Genomic DNA, 16702 nt, shown 5'->3' with positions numbered 1-16702 from the left:
AGGTGTCTCTTAAGGGAAACCCGTTCCATCCATGAAATCCGCCCGCAGACTCACCGCCCTGATTTTCTCGCTTGCGATCCTTTCCTGCCACGCTGAAGAAGCAAAGATGGAAACGGCCAAGGAAGCTCCTGCGGAACCCACCGGCAAGGTCGAGAAGACCGACGAGGAGTGGAAGAAGCAACTCACTCCGGAGCAGTACCGCATCCTCCGCCAGGCCGGGACGGAACCTGCCAACGGCGCGGTGTACAAGGAGTTCAAGCACCAGGGGGAGGGTGCCTACCACTGTGCAGGGTGCGGTGCGCTGCTTTTTTCCTCGAAGGAGAAGTTCGATTCCAAGTGCGGCTGGCCGTCTTTCTATGACCCGGCCAAGGCGCAGAACGTGAAGACAAAGAAGGACCTCGCCCACGGCATGATCCGCACCGAAGTGGTGTGCGCGAAGTGCGACGGCCACCTCGGCCACGTCTTCCATGGCGAGGGTTTCAACACCCCCACCGACAAGCGTTACTGCATCAACGGCGTCGGCCTTGTGTTCGTGCCTGCCAAAAAAGACGGCGAAGAGAAGAAGGAAGAGAAGAAGCCCTGAGGATGGGTGTTCGGCGCTTCTGGAGAAGCATTGGGTAGCGGAAGTCGTGAGACTTCCGGTTGGGGGGAGTCCATGCGGGAACCGGAGCCGGTTGGCAGGTGGTGAATCCACCCTGCCGAAGCTCTCACGAGCTTCGCTACGCCATTCCGGAATTCCCTTGCCGTCCCCCGGCAGGTGATGTTAGGCGTTTCCCCCTGTCCGCGGTTGCGGACATTCCGCGTTATGAAATCCTTCCGCTATCATCTCAACCGAGGCATCTGGTTCCCAGGTGCGGGCGTTGTCTGACAGGCAGGACGTGTTTCCTCCCAGGCTCGCCGGATCGAAAGAAGCGAGCTGAGTGTCTGATGATTGTCTGGACCGGCCCGCTCTCCCCCGAGCGGGTTTTTGTTTTTCCAGATTCATCCCATGACCCCAACTCCTCCGAAACCCGACCGCCAGGAAGGCAGGCGTGCCGCCGTCCTGTTGTGGAAGCTCATGCATGGTTTCCGCGGGCGCTATGCGAAGGCGATCATCGCGTTGTTCTTCTTCACGGGCATCAACTACATGACGCCGCTGGTGGCCGGTGCGACCATCGACTTCGCGCTTTCCGGAAAGGCGGCGGATGGCGGGCTGAAAGGATGGATCATCGGGCTGCTCGGCGGAGCTGACTTCGTGTCCGGCCGGCTGTGGCTGCCCGCGCTGGTGATGGTGGCGCTGACGGTCGTCGCGGGCGGGTTCAGCTACCTGAAGGGCCGCTTCGCGGCGGAGGCTTCGGATGGCATTGCCCGGCGGCTGAAGGACCGGCTCTACGACCACCTGCAGCGGCTCCCTGTTTCCTACCATGACCGTGCGGAGACGGGCGATCTGATCCAGCGCTGCACCTCGGACGTGGAGACGCTGCGCCTCGCGCTGTCCGTGCAGGTGGTGGACATCAGCAACGCGCTGCTGCTGCTGCTCACCGCGGTGCCGGTGATGGTGATGCTGGACGGACGGATGACGCTCATTTCCTTCGCCCTGGTGGTGCCCATCATCCTCTTCGGCTATTTCTATGTGGGCCGGGTGAAGCACCTGTTCCGGGAAATGGCGGAGGCGGAGGGCGTGGTGACAAAGACGGTGCAGGAAAACCTGACCGGCCTGCGTGTGGTGCGCGCCTTCGCCCGGCAGGAGTTCGAGGTGGCGAAGTTCGCCGTGCCGAACGCGGACTACCGTGACCGCAGCCTGCGGCTGCTGAAGTTGATGGCGTGGTACTGGTCCATCTCCGATCTGGTCGTGATCATCCAGCAGGGTCTGGCGCTGTTCGCGGGTGCGTGGTTCATTTCCCGGGGCACGCTTTCGGTGGGGACGCTGTTCACGTTCATCATGTTCCTCAACATGCTGCTGTGGCCGGTGCGGCAGATGGGCCGGACGCTGACGGATCTGGGCAAGTCGGTGGTGGCGCTGAACCGCATGGGTGAAATCCTTTCCGTGCCGGAGGAGTCGAAGCCCGCAGGGGATGGTGAGCCGGAGGGGCCGGTGCTGGGCCGCATCCAGGCGACGGAAGTCGTCTTCGCCCACGGCGGGGAGTCCGCCGCGGTGAATGGTATTTCCTTCACCGTGGAACCAGGGGAGACGCTGGCGATCGTGGGGCCATCCGGTTCCGGAAAGTCCACGCTCTTCCACCTGCTGCTGCGGTTGTACGACCCGGAGTCCGGAGCCATCACCTTCGACGGGCGGGACGTCGGCGGGCTGGACCGCCAGTGGCTGCGTTCCCAGTTCGGCGTGGTGATGCAGGAGCCCTTCCTCTACTCGAAGACCATCGGTGAGAACATCCGCTTCGGCAGGAGCAGCGCGGGGGATGAGGACATCCGGCAGGCCGCCCGGCTGGCGGACATCCATGACACGATCTCCGGCTTCTCCAACGACTACTCGACGCTCGTCGGCGAGCGGGGCGTGACCCTCTCCGGCGGCCAGAGGCAGCGGGTGGCGCTGGCACGCGCGCTGGTGAGGGACGCACCCGTGCTGCTGCTGGACGACGCGCTGAGCGCCGTGGACGCGGAGACGGAGGCCACCATCCTCGACGCGCTGCGCGGCCGCCATGGGCGGAAGACCACACTGGTCATCGCCCACCGGCTTTCCACCCTCATGCACGCGGACCGCGTCATCGTCCTGACGGAGGGCCGCATCATCCAGCAGGGCACCCATGCGGCGCTGCTGGCGGAGGAGGGCCTCTACCGCAGGTTGTGGGAGATCCAGACCTCCACCGAAGAAGAAACGACGCCGGATGGCGCGACCCATTCCACACCATGAAAGAAGAACCCCAGGAAGATGTGTTCAGCGACCGGATCGACTTCCGGCTGTGGGGCAGGCTGTTCCGTCACGCCCTGCCGCACCGCAGGCTGCTGGTGCCGCTGGCGGCGTCCGCCATCCTCATCGCCATCTGCGACGCGAGCTTCGCGCTCGTCACCCGCTGGGCCGTGGACACCGTGGTGGCGGGTGGCGGCGTCGAGTCCCTGCGGCTGCCCGCAGTAGCGTATGGCGTGCTGGCCGTGGCGCTGGCCGGAGGAGTGTGGCTTTTCATCAACTCCGCCGGCGGACTGTCGAACAACATGAGCCACGACATCCGCAAGGAGGCGTTCCAGCGGTTGCAGGAACTGGAGCTGGCGTACTTCGACCACCGGCCCACCGGTTGGCTCATCTCCCGCCTGACCTCCGACTGTGACAAGCTCGCGCGGATCATTTCCTGGGGCACCCTGGACCTGCTGTGGGCGTTCTGCCTGGTTCTGCTCATCGCGGTGGTGCTGCTGGTCCTGCATCCGGTGCTGGGGCTGCTGGTGCTGTCCGTGGTGCCGCCGCTGGTGGTCATCAGCGCCGTGTTCCAGAAAAAGCTGCTGCTGAGTTCCCGCGAGACGCGGAAATACAACTCGCTCATCACCGCTTCCTTCGCGGAGTCCCTGCAGGGCCTGCGGACCAGCAAGTCGCTGGTGCGCGAGCGGGAGAACGCGGCGGAGTTCCAGATCCAGTCCACGGCCATGTATGAGGTGTCCATCCGCAACGCGCTGCAGTCCGCGGTCTATATCCCCATCGTGCTCACGCTGGGCAGTGTGGCGGCGGGCATCGCCCTGTGGCGTGGTGGCTCCCACGTGATGGCGGGCACGCTGACGCTGGGCACGCTGGTCGCGTTCATCACGTATGCCGGACAGTTCTTCAATCCCATCAACCAGATCGCGCAGACGCTGGTCAACATGCAGGGCGCGCAGGCGGCGGGGGAGCGCGTGCTCAGCCTGCTGGCCACGGTGCCCGGCATCCGCGACAGCGATGATGTGAAAGCACGGCTGGAGAAATGGAGCGATCCGCAGAGCCGTGCGGCTGGCATGGCACCGGACGGTCATCCCGCCCGCATCGGCAGGATCGCGTTCGACAAAGTCGCGTTTTCCTATGAGACCGGGGAGCAGGTGCTGGATGGCTTTGACCTGGTGGTGGAGGCCGGGCAGACCATCGCCCTGGTCGGCGCGAGCGGTGGTGGAAAGAGCACCATCGTCAACCTCGCCGCACGCTTCTATGAGCCGACGGGCGGACGCATCACCGTGGACGGCATCGACCTGCGGGAGCGCTCGCTCGCGTGGTATCACTCGAACCTCGGCATCGTCCTCCAGAGTCCGCACCTGTTCAGCGGGACGGTGCGCGAGAACATCCGCTACGGCCGTCCGTCCGCCTCCGACCGGGAGGTGGAGGAGGCGGCCGGAAAGGTAAATGCGGACGCCTTCATCCGCGCGCTGGAGAACGGCTATGACACGGACGTGGGGGAGGGCGGCAACCGTCTTTCCACCGGGCAGAAGCAGCTCATCTCCTTCGCCCGCGCGCTGCTGGCGGATCCGCAGATCTTCATCATGGATGAGGCGACTTCCTCAATCGACACGGAGACGGAGCGGCTGATCCAGCAAGGGCTGGAGACCATCTTCCACGGACGCATCAGCTTTGTCATCGCCCACCGGCTGTCCACCATCCGAGGGGCGGACCGCATCCTGGTGATCGAGAAAGGACGCATCCTGGAAAGCGGCAGCCACCGGGAGTTGATGGCGGCGAAGGGCCACTACCACGCGCTCTACACCCGGCAGTTGCTCCAGGAAAAGCGGGAAAGTGTCGTGGGGCCGGTGGCTTCCGTGATATGATGATCTTGCTGCCGGTATGATCACGCTGCTACTTCCGAAGATCCAGCCGCGCCAAGCCTTGCTGATGGCGAAGATGGCTGTCGCAGGTGCGCTGGTGAGCGGCTGCTACGGCATGCTCCATGACCAGATCACCTATTCCATCTCCCCGGAGTATTTCACCCGCTTCAAGTTCGACCAGTTCCGTGCGGCGGACTTCGGCTTGCATGAACGGGTCTTCGTCGCGGAGATCGGCTTTCTCGCCACCTGGTGGGTCGGGTTCTTCGCAGGCTGGTTCCTCGGGCGCATCGCCGTTCCGGCATGGCCGGCGGGCGTGGCGTGGAGGAAAATCGGTCAGGGCTTTTTGTTGGTTCTCGCTGCGGCCGTGTCGGCGGGAGCCTTCGGCTGGCTCCTCGGGCTGATCCAGGATGGAACGGGCGCGCGGTGGGTGGAGATGTGCGCGGAACTGGGCGTGGAGGATGTCAGGGCGTTCACCCGTGTGGGCTATATCCACAACGCGGGCTACATGGGAGGTCTGATCGGGCTGGTGGTTGCCATTCTCTGGGTGCGCGAAAAACGGGATAAGCGGATCGGGGGAAAATAGTGCCTGCCATCGGAGGGGGAGCCGTTAGAGTCCGGCCAACACGAAATTCCTCCCGTCACTGATGCTCCGTTTTCTCCTCCCTGCCGTCCTGCCCTTCCTTCTTCTCGCGTGCGCGCCGAAAGCCACCCCCGGAAAGGCGATGGAGATCGCCCTCCGCTACAAGCAGCTCGAGTGGCAGCCGGAAGCCCAACATGTACGGCATGGCAATGACTCCAAGGGCATCCGCGTGGACACGCCGGACACTTCGCTCAGCCGTCATGGTGAGCGTGGAGGATGGTGGGTGCCGGGGGAGCCGGCGCGAAGCATGCCCTACAAGTGGGGCGGGTTCGACACCCCGGAGTCCTTCTTCAAGGGGCTGGAAGCCGGAAAGAAAGCGGGGGATGTCGCCACCAAGTGGAAGATCGACAACGGCGATGCGGTGGTGAGCACGGAAAGCGTGGGCATCGACTGCTCCGGATTCGTCTCCCGCTGCTGGCTGCTGCCGCGGCCCTACTCCACCCGGGAGCTTCCTTCCATCTGCGCACCGTTGCAGTCGTGGGATGAACTGCGGACCGGTGACATCCTGCTGAAGGAAGGCCACGTGATCCTCTTCGAAAAGTGGAACGCTGACCGGACGGAGATCATCGGCTACGAAGCGGGGCCGAGGCCTTTCTGGGGCGTGCATTCCTGCGGCATCTCCAAGTCGTACTTGATCGGCAAGGGTTACCACCCGTGGAGATACCGCTACATGAAGGCGGATTGAGGGGGGGTAAGGAGGGAGGACACTCCTGTCCTCCGGCGGCATTGGCGAATAAAGAGGAAGAAGTTATCGGTTATAAGTTATCAGTGAAAAACGAAGCTGACCGCAAATCTAAAAGGGATTCATTTCTTCCCTTTGCGCCCTTGGCGTCTTGGCGGTGAATCTTTCCTGATTTGCCAATGCCGACGGTGGACAGGAGTGTCCACCCTCCTTACTTTTTTCCGCGTGAGCAATCTGTTGGAATTCGCGCGGGAGCTGGCGGCCATCGGCCAGGCGGGGATCACTTATTCGAAGGATCCGTATGACCGGGAACGCTTCGTGCGGCTGCGGGAGATGGCGGGGGAGTTGCTGGCGCTGCCGGACTACTCGCCGGATTTCAAATGGCCGGACGAGATCGGTTACGACACGCCGAAAGTGGATGTGCGGGCGGTGGTGTTCCGCGGCAGCGAGATCCTGCTCATCAAGGAGGCGGCCACCGGCCTGTGGACGCTGCCCGGCGGATGGGCGGACGTGAACATCTCCCCGGCGGAGAATGCGGAAAAGGAATGCCGGGAGGAAAGCGGCTACATCGTGAAGGCCTCGCGCGTCGTTTCCGTCATCGACAAGGAACGCGCCGGCTACGCGCCGAATGCGAATGCCATCTACAAGATCTTCTTCCTCTGCGACCTCATCGGCGGCGAACCGACGACCAGCCATGAAAGCCTCGGCGTGGGGTTCTTCGACATCGACGCGCTGCCGCCGCTGGACCTCCACCGCGGGCGGGAAGTCGATATCCGCGACGCCTACGCCCGCCACTTGGATCCCACGCTGCCGCCTGTTTTCAACTGACCGGATTTCCCCATGAAACGACAGCGCATCGCGATTGATATGGATGAGGTGATGGCGGACACGCTGGCGAAGCGGCTGGCCATCTACCGCACGGAGTTCGGTGAGGAGCTTCTCCGGGAGTCGCTCCACGGCGTGGACATTTACGACGCCATCAGCGAGGAGCGGCGGGAAGCCGTGCGTGCCCAGCTTTTCATCCCCGGCTTCTTCCGGGAGATCCCCGTGATGGAAGGGGCCGCGGATGTCATCCGCGAGCTGCTGGAACACCATGAGGTCTTCATCGCCACCGCGGCGATGGAGTATCCGCATTCCTTCACGGAGAAGTATGGGTGGATCAAGGAACACCTGCCGTTCTTCCCGGACCACAACATCGTCTTCTGCGGGGACAAGAGCATCATCCACGCGGACTTCCTCATTGATGACTCACCGCGCCACTTCGAACGCTTCGCAGGGCAGGGGATCCTTTTCGACGCGCCGCACAACGCGAAGGAGGACCGCTATCCGCGCGTGAGGAACTGGTCGGAGGTGAGGATGCGGTTTCTTGGGGAACCGTGAAGGGGAACGTGGTGATGCAGGAAGAAAGTCGCGGCGAGACGCCACGACCACAGCCTGCGGCGGGACGCCGCAGCCACGGTTCAGCCTGCCTCACCGGGCCAGGCACCCGGGGCAGTCCTGGGCGTAGTGTCCGGCGGTGATCTCGCTGAGCGGCGGGACGGTCTTCAGGCAGAGGTCCGGATTCCCGATGCGGTTGCGCGGCTGGAAGGAACAACCGGCGGGCGGGTTGCTCATGTCCGGCGGCAGGCCGGGGATGGTGTAGAGCGGTTCCCCCTTCGGCTGGGCGGCGGGGATGGATTTCAGCAGGGAGCGCGTGTAGGCGTGCAGCGGGTTGCGGAACAGCTCGGCCTTCGGCGCGCTCTCGATGATGCGCCCGGCATACATCACATTGATGTGGTCGCACATCTCCGACACCACGGCGAGGTCGTGCGTGATGAAGACCACGGCGGTGCCCAGCTTCCGCTGGCGGTCGCGGATGAGGTCCAGCACCTGCTTCTGCACGGTGACGTCCAGCGCGGTCGTCGGCTCATCGCAGATGAGGAGTTCCGGCCGGGTGATGAGGGCCATGGCGATCATCACGCGCTGGCGCATGCCGCCGGAAAATTCGTGCGGGTAGGAATGGATGCGTTCCTCCGCATTCGGGATGCCCACTTCCTCCAGCGCTTGGATCGCCCGGTGCAGCGCGGGTTTTCCCGTGAGATTTTCATGCAGGGCCAGCGGTTCGGTGAGCTGTGCGCTGATCTTCATGTAGGGATTCAGCGAGGTCATCGGGTCCTGGAAGATCATCGAGATGCGCTTGCCGCGGATCTTCCGGAGCTGGTCATCGGAGGCCTTGAGGAGGTCCGTCTTGTCAAAGATCGCCTCGCCGGAGTGGATGCGACCGGGAGGCTGCGGGATCAGGCCCAGCAGGGAGTAGCAGGTGACGCTTTTCCCCGACCCGGACTCACCGACGATGCCGAGCGTCTGCCCTTTCTCCACGGTGAAGGAAACATCCTCCACCGCATGGACGACGCCATTTCGCGTGTGGAACCGGGTGGTGAGGTGGCGTACGTCGAGGAGCGGCATGGGAGATCGTGTGGAGCCTAGCGCGGATGGGCCGGGATGGAAACGGGAAATGGCGGGGAAGGCGGACCGCTGGAGGGCAGGGACCGCACTCCGTGCGGTCAGGTGGGGTAAATTCCTGATATCCCGGAGGCCGGATTCCACGTTTGATGATCCCGCATCACATCTTCCGGCACCGACACCGGAAGCGGTTGTCCGCTGCCATCCGCCGGACCGCACGGAGTGCGGTCCCTGCCCCCGGAAGATCCGCCGGGTGGCCCTCCCGCTACCTCTTGACCTCCCGTCCCCTCCCTTCCAGACTTCCGTCACGCCCATGAAAGCTCTCCTTCTGACCGCACCATCGACTTTCGAGTTCACCGAGTTCCCGACGCCCACGCCCGGCAACGGCGAGGTGCTCATCGACATCCAGGCCTGCGGGGTCTGCGGCAGTGACATCCACGGCATGGACGGCCGCAGTGGCCGCCGCATCCCGCCGATCGTGATGGGCCATGAGGCTGCCGGTATCGTCTCCGCGCTGGGCGAGGGCGTGACCGACTGGAAGGTGGGCGACCGCATCACCTGGGATTCCACGGAGTTCTGCGGCGATTGTCCCGAGTGCGGGGCGGGGAATTTCAACCTGTGCGCGAACCGGAAGGTGCTGGGCGTTTCCTGCGGCGACTACCGCCGCCACGGCTGCTTCGCGGAAAAGGTCGTGCTGCCTACCCGCATCCTGCACCGCATCCCGGACACCCTCAGCTTTGAGAAAGCCGCCTTCGCCGAGCCGGTCGCCATCGCCCTGCATGCGGTGAACCTGGCACCGGCCATCACGGATGAGCCTGCCGTCGTGGTGGGCGCGGGCCTCATCGGCCTGCTGGTCATCCAGTCGCTGAAGGCCCGTGGATGGGCGGAGGTCATCGCTGTGGATCTGGACGACTCCCGCCTGGAACTGGCGAAGAAACTCGGAGCCAGCCATGCCTTCAACGCGAAGCAGGAAAACCTCGCCGCCACCATCAAGGAGCTCTGCGGCGGAGACGGCGCGGCCACTTCCTTCGAGGTCGTGGGTGCCGCTGCTCCCATCGATCTGGCCATCCGCTCCCTGCGCAAGGGCGGCACCGCGGTCCTTGTCGGGAACCTCCAGCCGAGCGTGCCATTCCCGCTCCAGGATGTGGTGACGCGCCAGATCTCCGTGAAGGGTTCCTGCGCGTGTGCAGGCGAGTATCCGGAGGCGATCCAACGCATCGAGGACGGCTCCATTTCCGTCGAGCCGCTGCTCAGCGCGTCCGTCCCGCTTTCCGAAGGCGGCGACTGGTTCGCCCGTCTGGCGAAGAACACCGAAGGCCTGCTCAAGGTCGTGCTGAAACCCTGATCCACACTTAATTTTCCAATACCCAATCTCCCATCTCCATTCCCATGTTCGACCTCACAGGACGCACCGCCCTTGTCACCGGAGCCAGCCGCGGGCTGGGTGAACGCTTTGCCATCACGCTGGCGAAAGCCGGAGCCGATCTCGTCGTCACCAGCCGCAGCATCGAGTCGCTGCAGAAGATCACCGCGGAGGTGGAGGCGCTGGGGCGCAAGTGCACTCCCGTCGTCCTCGATGTCGGCTCGTTCGAGAGCATCCAGGAAGCCGTCGCGAACGTGAAGGCGAAGGTGGAGAAGATCGACATCCTGGTGAACAACGCGGGCTGCAACGTGCGCAAGCCCGCCACGGAGATCACCTGGGACGACTGGAACCTGGTGCTGGACACCAACCTGCGCGGCACTTTTTTCGTCGCCCAGCAGGTGGCGAAGGAATTCATGATCCCGGCGGGCTATGGCCGCATCATCAACATCGGCTCCGTCACCTGCGTGGCCGGTTACGCGGGTCTCGGCCCGTATTGCGCCAGCCGCGGCGGCAGCAAGCAGCTCACCATGAGCCTGGCGGATGACTGGGGCGTCCACGGCATCACCGTGAACTGCCTGGCTCCGGGATGGTTCAAGACGGCGCAGAATGCCGTGATGTATGAGAACGAGGAATGGGTGGAGTACCTCAGCGACCGCATCCCCCTCAAGCGTCCCGGCGCGACCGGCGATCTCGACGGCCCCGTCGTGTTCCTTTCCTCCGAGGAGAGCCGCTACATCACCGGCCAGCTCCTGCTGGTGGACGGCGGTATTTCCGTCGGCGCCACCCGCGCACTGCCGAAGAAGAAGTGACCGTCATCACTGGGACCGCGGGATTCATCCCGCCCCGGAGAATCCAGCCAGGATGCGAAGCCAAGCGGGATGAATCCCGCGGTCCCAGTCCCGAAAGCATCGGCGCACCCGGCGGTCGAAGCCGCAAAATGAGGGAACCCCGGGCAAGCGGACGTTTCCTGTTTTCAAATGCCGGTCGCCGGTTATCGTCCCGGCCCCGCATTCCATGTCCGCAAAGATCCGCTTCACCTCCGCCTCCGCCACCGGTCTCGTCCTCGCCAAAGTCGGCCATCCGCAACGCGATGAACCGCTGGAAACCTCGAAGGACGTTTTCAAGGTCGGGGAGGAGGACCGCGAGGGATTGACCGCCATTTTCCTGAAGCCGTTCAAGAATCTCCTCGCCCACCGTTTCAGCCACCACACCTCGCTGGAACAGCACGAGATGAACGTCTGCGCCCGCACCATCTTCGCGGATGGCTCCACCCTGTATGAAAAGGGCTGCGAGATCGCCAAGCGGCTTTACGCGAAGTCGAACCATCCCAACATCAAGTCCGGCGACCTGTGCATCTCGCTGATCGAGGAAATCGATGTCGATGGCGAGCTGAGGCAGGGCATCTGCATCCTGAAGTCGGAGAGCGTGGTGCCGTTCCTGAGCATCTCGACGAAGGACGGGGACCTGCACCTGCACACGGAGCAGGGGATCAACCCGGAGAAGATCGACAAGGGCTGCCTCATCATCGACCACCTTCCGAACAAGGGCTACTACGTGCTCACTTTCGACCGTTCCGGCACGGACTCCCGCTTCTGGGTGCGGGACTTCCTCGGCGTGCTGCCGGTGACCGACCCGTCATTCCTGACGAAGAACTACACCAACATGGCCGTCGCCTTCCTGGAGAAGGAGAAAAAGGAAAAGAAAGCGTCCGCCGCCGCGCCCGCCGCGGAGCAGGATGACGACCTGCCGCCGTGGGAGACCTCCGGCGCGGAGAAGGATGCCCTGACCTACTTCGAGGAAAAGGAGTCGTTCAGCCTCCACGAGTTCGAGGACGAGGTGCTGAAGACCCCGGATGCGAAGAAGCGTTTCGCCGAGCACCGCGCCCAGGTGGAGGAGGAACAGGGCCAGCGTTTCGACGACTCGTTCTCCATTTCCAAGAAGGACGTCAGCAAGGTGAAGAAGAAGCTCCAGCAGTCCGTGATGAAACTGGACACCGGCGTGGAGATCCGCCTGAAGCCGTCCGCCGTCGCAAAGGCGGACCGCGTGCTGGAACACGGCTTCGACGAAGGGAAGAAGATGAAATTCATCAAGGTCTTCTTCAACGAGGATCTGGGGGAGTGATACATCATGGGAGTAGCGAATCTCGTGAGAGATTCGGCGGGGTGGATTCACCATCTTCCTAGTGGCTCCGGTTCCTTCATGACTTCCCCCCAACCGAAGCTCTCACGAGCTTCGCTACCCTCGGGTGCTTCCATGCTCGACCCCGGGTGCATGTCATGGCAGGGATGACCGCAACATCCATGTCTGCCATTCCGACCCCATCCGACAGCATCGCCCTTCTCATCGACGCGGATAACTCGCCCGCCGCGAAGGTGGACTTCATCTTTTCCGAACTGGCGGAGCATGGTGTGGTGAACATCCGCCGCGCCTATGGCAACTGGAAGAAGCCCGCCCTCGCCGGGTGGGAGCGCGTGCTGCACCAGAACTCCATCCAGCCGATGCAGAACTTCGACCTGGTGAAGGGAAAGAACGCGACCGACATGTCACTGGTCATCGACGCCATGGACATCCTCTACACCCGTTCCGTGTCCACCTTCTGCCTGGTGTCCTCCGACAGTGACTTCACGCCGCTGATCCAGCGGCTGCGCGCGGATGGGAAGCAGGTCTTCGGCTTCGGCGGGCGGAACACACCGGACCCGTTCATCGCCAGTTGCACGCGGTTCTTTTACCTGGAGGATGAAACCAAGGAGGCCACCACCAGGGACAAGCCGAAGTCGGACGCGACGAAGCAGCTCAAGGGCAACTCCAAGCTCATGAGCACGCTGCGCAGCGCGGTGAACAGCGCGAAGGATGAGGAGGGCTGGGCGCGGCTCGGCCCCATCGGCAGCCACATCGCGAACCTCGGTCCCTTCGACCACCGCACGTATGGTTTCAAGAAACTGGTGGATCTTTTCAGCGCCATCGATCTCTTCGAGGTCCGTCAGGAAAAGAATGGCAACCAGACGGAGATCTTTGTCCGGTTGAAGAAAGGCCCGAAGAAACCTCCGGCGGCGAAATGATTCCGGCGACATGACTTTGACGCGGGATGTCACCGCGGTAGATTCGGACCCATGTCAGACAGAACCATGGTGATGGGGGCCTTCCTCGGGGATGCGATCAGCCTGGGACCCCACTGGGTCTATGATCAGGATGAGATCTCCCGGAAGATCGTGGACCGCGAACGCTATCAGGATCCCATCTCGCCCTATCATCCCGGAAAAAAGGCGGGGGACTTCACCCACTATGGCGACCAGTTGCTGGTTCTCCTGAAATACGTGGTGGATGCCGGGGAGTTCGACCTGACCGGCTACGCCGCGGCGTGGAAGGCGTATTGGGAGGACCCGGACACCATCAGCTACAAGGACGGCTCCACCAAGGGCACGCTCGCCAACCTGCAGGCCGGGCTGCCACCGGACCGGGCGGGGGCGCACTCGCATGATCTCTCCGGCGCGGGCAGGTTCGCACCGCTGTTTCTCCTCAGATGGAATGATGACGCCGCCTTGCTCTCCGCCGTCAGGCAGCTCACGGCCTTCACCCACAACCATCCGGATGTCATCGACGCGGCGGAGTTTTTCGCCCGGGTGGCGCTGGCGGTGAAGCGGGGGGAACCCATCCCCGATGCCATCCGCAGGGTGGGGCGGGATCTGGACGGGAATCTGAAGGACTGGCTCGCCGCTGCGGAGGAACACCTCCATGCGGTGGAGGGAAATGCCGCCGTCCTCAAGGCCCACGGGCTGAGCTGTGACATCGATGGGGGCTTCGCGGGTGTCTGCCATCTGTTGCTCAGGTACCCGGATGATCCTGCCATCGCCCTGGTGGAGAACGCCATGGCGGGCGGGGATAATGCGGCGCGCGCGCTCATTCTGGGAGCCATCCACGGAGCCGCGGATCTCACCGGCCTCCTGCCTGAGCATTGGCGCGGGGAACTGCGTGCCGGGGCGGAGATCGAACGGCTTTCCGGTTCTCTCTGAGAGTTGACCGTGCATCTGGCAAAGGTGCGGTGTGCCTTTGGCATTCCATCCGCTGGAAAACCGATTGGATTGACCGCTGGCGGACAGGGGTGAGCGGGATAGGTTGGGGAGATGTCATCTCCACGCAGGTTCCGCCTTTCCCGCCGCTGGCGGATCTTCCTGTGGATCCTGGTGGGATTTTCCGCCGTGGTGGTGACGGTATTCATGCTCGCGCAGGGCCGCATCATCGCGGGGATCGAGCAACGGATGCGCGACCGTCTGGAGGCGCGTGGGCTGGAGCCGGAGTGGAGCGGCGCGTCATGGAGTCTGTGGCGGGGCGGAGTGGTGTTCCGGGATTTCATCCTCCGTGAGACGGAGGGCGGACGAAAGCAGGTGCTGGAAGTGGAGAGCATGGCCGTCAGCCTGCCGCCATCCCAGTGGATCTCCACCGGGTCCCGAACCATGGTCTGGAGCATCCGCCGCTCGAAGGTGGTCGTCGCTGATGCGGAGGGACATATCGCGCTGGAGGATGTTTCCGCGAAGTTCCGCACGCATCGCGGAAAGATCGTCGTGACGGAGGCGAAGGCCCGGCACCGGGGCTTGGTGGTGGATCTGGAAGGCGGGATCCTCACGAGGAAGGAGCCGTTGCGCCCGCCCCCGCGTTTCGTCATGCGGCTGAAGGCGGCCAGGGCGACGCTGGCGGCGCTGGATTTCGATGATGGCACGGGCCGCTTCAAGATCCGCGGCAAGTTCACCGTGGATGCCTCCACCCCGGCGTTCGATTGGAGCGCATCATTGGAAGGGAATGGCAGAAACGTGAGCCTGAAAGGCGTGCCGTTGCGGAAGGCGGGCGCGACGGCGGAGCTGTCCTCGCTGGGGGATTCCGTCATCCATGCCGGGGCCGCCACGGAGCATGGCAAGGCGGAGGCGGTGATCCGGCGGCAGGGTTGGAAGGGGACGCCTTTCACCTTCGAAGGCACCGTGGAGGACAAGGAGGGAAGGAAAGACCGGCTCCACGGAAGCCATCACCAGGGGACCTTCCACGTCACGGAGCTGGAGGGGGATGCGGATCTGTGGTCCATCGCGGCGGATATTCCCATGCTGGCGGATGCCCTTCCCGAATCCCTGGAGGTGACGGCTTTCCCCCCGATCGCGGTGCGCGACATCCGATGGAAAAAGCAGGACGGCTGGAGCGTGGCGGAGGTGGCGACGAAGGGGGAAGGTGCCGTGACCGTCACGCACGATGGGAAGAAAGTGGAGATCTCCCAACTGACCGGCCGCGCCAGCCTGGCGGATGAAAAGTGGAGCCTCAGAGGGCTGCGGGGAGAGGTGTTCGGCGGGAGTCTTTCCATCCAGGGAGACTATTCCGGAGGGACGCTGGAGGATGCCGTCATCAAGGCGGATGGCCTGAGTCTCGCGAGGATCAAGCAGGTGACGGGAAAGGGGAAAGCCGCCACCCCCGGAGTCCTGTCGCTCTCCTACACCGGCTCCGCGGATCCGGGCGGGAGGCAGTTCGACGGCGAAGGCCGGATGACCCTGGAGAATGCGCCAGTCATCGAGGTGCCGCTGCTCGACCAGGTGCATGATCTGTTCGCCGCCATCATCCCCGGTGTGAAACGCGCGGAATCCGGAGAGGGCCGCTTTGAGGCGCACTTCACCAGCCGCGGGAATGTCGTGAGTGTGGGCAGCTTCGAGGCCAGCGGAGGCACCTTGGTCGTGGATGCCCGCGGCCAGGTGGATTTGAAAAAGGAAACCGTTGCCGGCAGTGCCCGCGGGAGGCTCACCGGCCTGCCGGGAGCGGTGACCCACCCCCTCAGCCGCCTGCTGGAGATGGAGGTCACCGGCACGCTGGACCGCATCCAGGTCCGGCGGCTGGAGGCGGGCAAGATCATCTCGAAGGCGGCGGAAGGCACCGCGGAGGTGGTGGAGGAAAGCGTCAGGGGCGTGAGGAAAGCCAGCGACGGGGAGAAGCGCCGCAGCCCACGCACACCCGCCCGCTGGTTCGACAAGTGGCGTGGGGATCGGAAGTGATACCGTTGCGGAAGCACCGCGCACCGCGCGGAAAGGAAAGACCTTTCTCCGAAAGGGCCGGGGGGGACGTGCCTCCGGTCATTAGGTCTTCGATGACAGGGTGCCGTCCCCCCCGGCCCTTTCGGAGAAAGCGCTTCCTTTCCCATCGGCTCCGCCGACGGGGGGAGAAGTGCCATCCGTGGTGCCTTGGAGCCGGAAGGTGACCGCAGCCGATTTGACATCCATCACGGAGGCTGCATCTTCTAACAGATGGAAAAGCAGCCGGAGAACCTGGAGGAGTTGCTGGAGCGGATCGGCGGCTGCGCCGATGGGAAGGACAAGGTGAAGGTGGACGACATCATGGATGCCGTGGGCGGGCGTTCGTTCGGCCCGCTGCTGTTGCTGGCGGGTGTCTTCGTCTCCGCCCCGGGCATTGCGGACATCCCTGGCGTGCCGACCGTCATCGGTCTTTTCGTCCTGACCATCTCCGTGCAGCTCATCTCCGGCAATGACCACTTCTGGCTGCCGCGCTGGCTGCTCGACCGGAAGATCAAGTCGGAGACCATCCGGAAAATGACGGGCAGCAAGTGGGTGAAAAAGCCCGCCGCATTCATCGACCGCTTGCTGAAGGAACGCCTGCGTTTCCTCACGGGAAAGCCGGCGATGGTCGCCATCGCCACCGTGACCGCGGTCACCATGCTGGTGATGCCGCTCACGGAGGTGGTTCCACTCAGCGCGAATGTCGTCGGCGCGGGGGCCATCGCCTTCGGCCTGTCCCTGATCGCGAAGGACGGCGTGATGGCGCTCGCAGGATTCGTGATCTCAGCGGCGGCCGTCACCCTTGCCATCATGGGTGTGACGTGACGTCC

At 63.9% G+C, this 16702-nt stretch carries 15 protein-coding genes; 14 read left to right on the top strand and 1 reads right to left on the bottom strand.

The annotated features are described in order from the left end of the window. Positions 1 to 31: 31 nt before the first annotated feature. The 7 genes from msrB (at position 32) to KF712_04960 (ending at position 7409) form a co-directional block, all read left to right on the top strand. Complete coding sequence (gene msrB / locus KF712_04990; protein MBX3740324.1) at positions 32 to 583, top strand: peptide-methionine (R)-S-oxide reductase MsrB; 552 nt, start codon at positions 32 to 34, stop codon at positions 581 to 583. 405 nt (positions 584 to 988) lie between these two features. Continuing rightward, positions 989 to 2848: an ABC transporter ATP-binding protein gene (locus KF712_04985; protein ID MBX3740323.1), complete on the top strand. Its 1860-nt coding sequence runs from the start codon at positions 989 to 991 to the stop codon at positions 2846 to 2848. After that, entirely contained in the window at positions 2845 to 4710 is a 1866-nt protein-coding gene (locus KF712_04980) for an ABC transporter ATP-binding protein (protein MBX3740322.1), read from the top strand. Before KF712_04985 ends, KF712_04980 begins: the two co-directional genes overlap by 4 nt. Positions 4711 to 4726: 16 nt before the next feature. After that, positions 4727 to 5290 carry a hypothetical protein gene (locus KF712_04975; GenBank protein ID MBX3740321.1) on the top strand — a complete coding sequence of 188 codons (564 nt, stop codon included), beginning with the start codon at positions 4727 to 4729 and terminating at the stop codon, positions 5288 to 5290. Between the two features lie 61 nt (positions 5291 to 5351). After that, positions 5352 to 6032, top strand: coding sequence for a hypothetical protein (locus tag KF712_04970; protein ID MBX3740320.1), 681 nt, complete (start codon positions 5352 to 5354; stop codon positions 6030 to 6032). Between the two features lie 222 nt (positions 6033 to 6254). Beyond that, positions 6255 to 6857 (top strand): NUDIX hydrolase, encoded by a 603-nt coding sequence (locus tag KF712_04965; protein MBX3740319.1) that lies wholly within the window; start codon positions 6255 to 6257, stop codon positions 6855 to 6857. Positions 6858 to 6869: 12 nt separating this feature from the next. Next, positions 6870 to 7409 (top strand): hypothetical protein, encoded by a 540-nt coding sequence (locus tag KF712_04960; GenBank protein ID MBX3740318.1) that lies wholly within the window; start codon positions 6870 to 6872, stop codon positions 7407 to 7409. A 90-nt stretch (positions 7410 to 7499) separates the two neighbouring features. On the opposite strand, the gene KF712_04955 is transcribed toward KF712_04960, so the two are convergent. Then, positions 7500 to 8474 carry an ABC transporter ATP-binding protein gene (locus KF712_04955; protein ID MBX3740317.1) on the bottom strand — a complete coding sequence of 325 codons (975 nt, stop codon included), beginning with the start codon at positions 8472 to 8474 and terminating at the stop codon, positions 7500 to 7502. A gap of 310 nt (positions 8475 to 8784) precedes the next feature. Here KF712_04955 and KF712_04950 point away from each other — a divergent pair, with 310 nt between their 5' ends. The 7 genes from KF712_04950 to KF712_04920 all read left to right on the top strand — a co-directional run bounded on the left by KF712_04950 (position 8785) and on the right by KF712_04920 (position 16697). After that, positions 8785 to 9816 carry a galactitol-1-phosphate 5-dehydrogenase gene (locus KF712_04950; GenBank protein ID MBX3740316.1) on the top strand — a complete coding sequence of 344 codons (1032 nt, stop codon included), beginning with the start codon at positions 8785 to 8787 and terminating at the stop codon, positions 9814 to 9816. A 44-nt stretch (positions 9817 to 9860) separates the two neighbouring features. After that, positions 9861 to 10643 (top strand): SDR family oxidoreductase, encoded by a 783-nt coding sequence (locus tag KF712_04945; GenBank protein ID MBX3740315.1) that lies wholly within the window; start codon positions 9861 to 9863, stop codon positions 10641 to 10643. A 205-nt stretch (positions 10644 to 10848) separates the two neighbouring features. Next, the gene (locus KF712_04940) at positions 10849 to 11955 is read left to right on the top strand and encodes a nucleoid-associated protein (GenBank protein MBX3740314.1); all 1107 of its coding nucleotides are present in this window, start codon (positions 10849 to 10851) and stop codon (positions 11953 to 11955) included. Between the two features lie 179 nt (positions 11956 to 12134). Then, positions 12135 to 12893, top strand: a complete 759-nt coding sequence (locus tag KF712_04935; protein MBX3740313.1) for an NYN domain-containing protein — start codon at positions 12135 to 12137, stop codon at positions 12891 to 12893. A 51-nt stretch (positions 12894 to 12944) separates the two neighbouring features. After that, positions 12945 to 13844, top strand: a complete 900-nt coding sequence (locus KF712_04930; protein ID MBX3740312.1) for an ADP-ribosylglycohydrolase family protein — start codon at positions 12945 to 12947, stop codon at positions 13842 to 13844. Between the two features lie 111 nt (positions 13845 to 13955). After that, the gene (locus KF712_04925; protein ID MBX3740311.1) at positions 13956 to 15854 is read left to right on the top strand and encodes a hypothetical protein; all 1899 of its coding nucleotides are present in this window, start codon (positions 13956 to 13958) and stop codon (positions 15852 to 15854) included. A gap of 249 nt (positions 15855 to 16103) precedes the next feature. Beyond that, on the top strand, positions 16104 to 16697 hold the full coding sequence (locus tag KF712_04920; GenBank protein ID MBX3740310.1) for an exopolysaccharide biosynthesis protein: 594 nt from the start codon (positions 16104 to 16106) through the stop codon (positions 16695 to 16697). The last annotated feature ends 5 nt before the right edge of the window (positions 16698 to 16702 follow it).

The organism is Akkermansiaceae bacterium, from assembly GCA_019634595.1.
Taxonomy (GTDB): Bacteria; Verrucomicrobiota; Verrucomicrobiia; order Verrucomicrobiales; family Akkermansiaceae; genus Luteolibacter.
The sequence above is the reverse complement of the archived record's forward strand: the minus strand, read 5'-3'. Positions and strand labels throughout refer to the sequence as shown.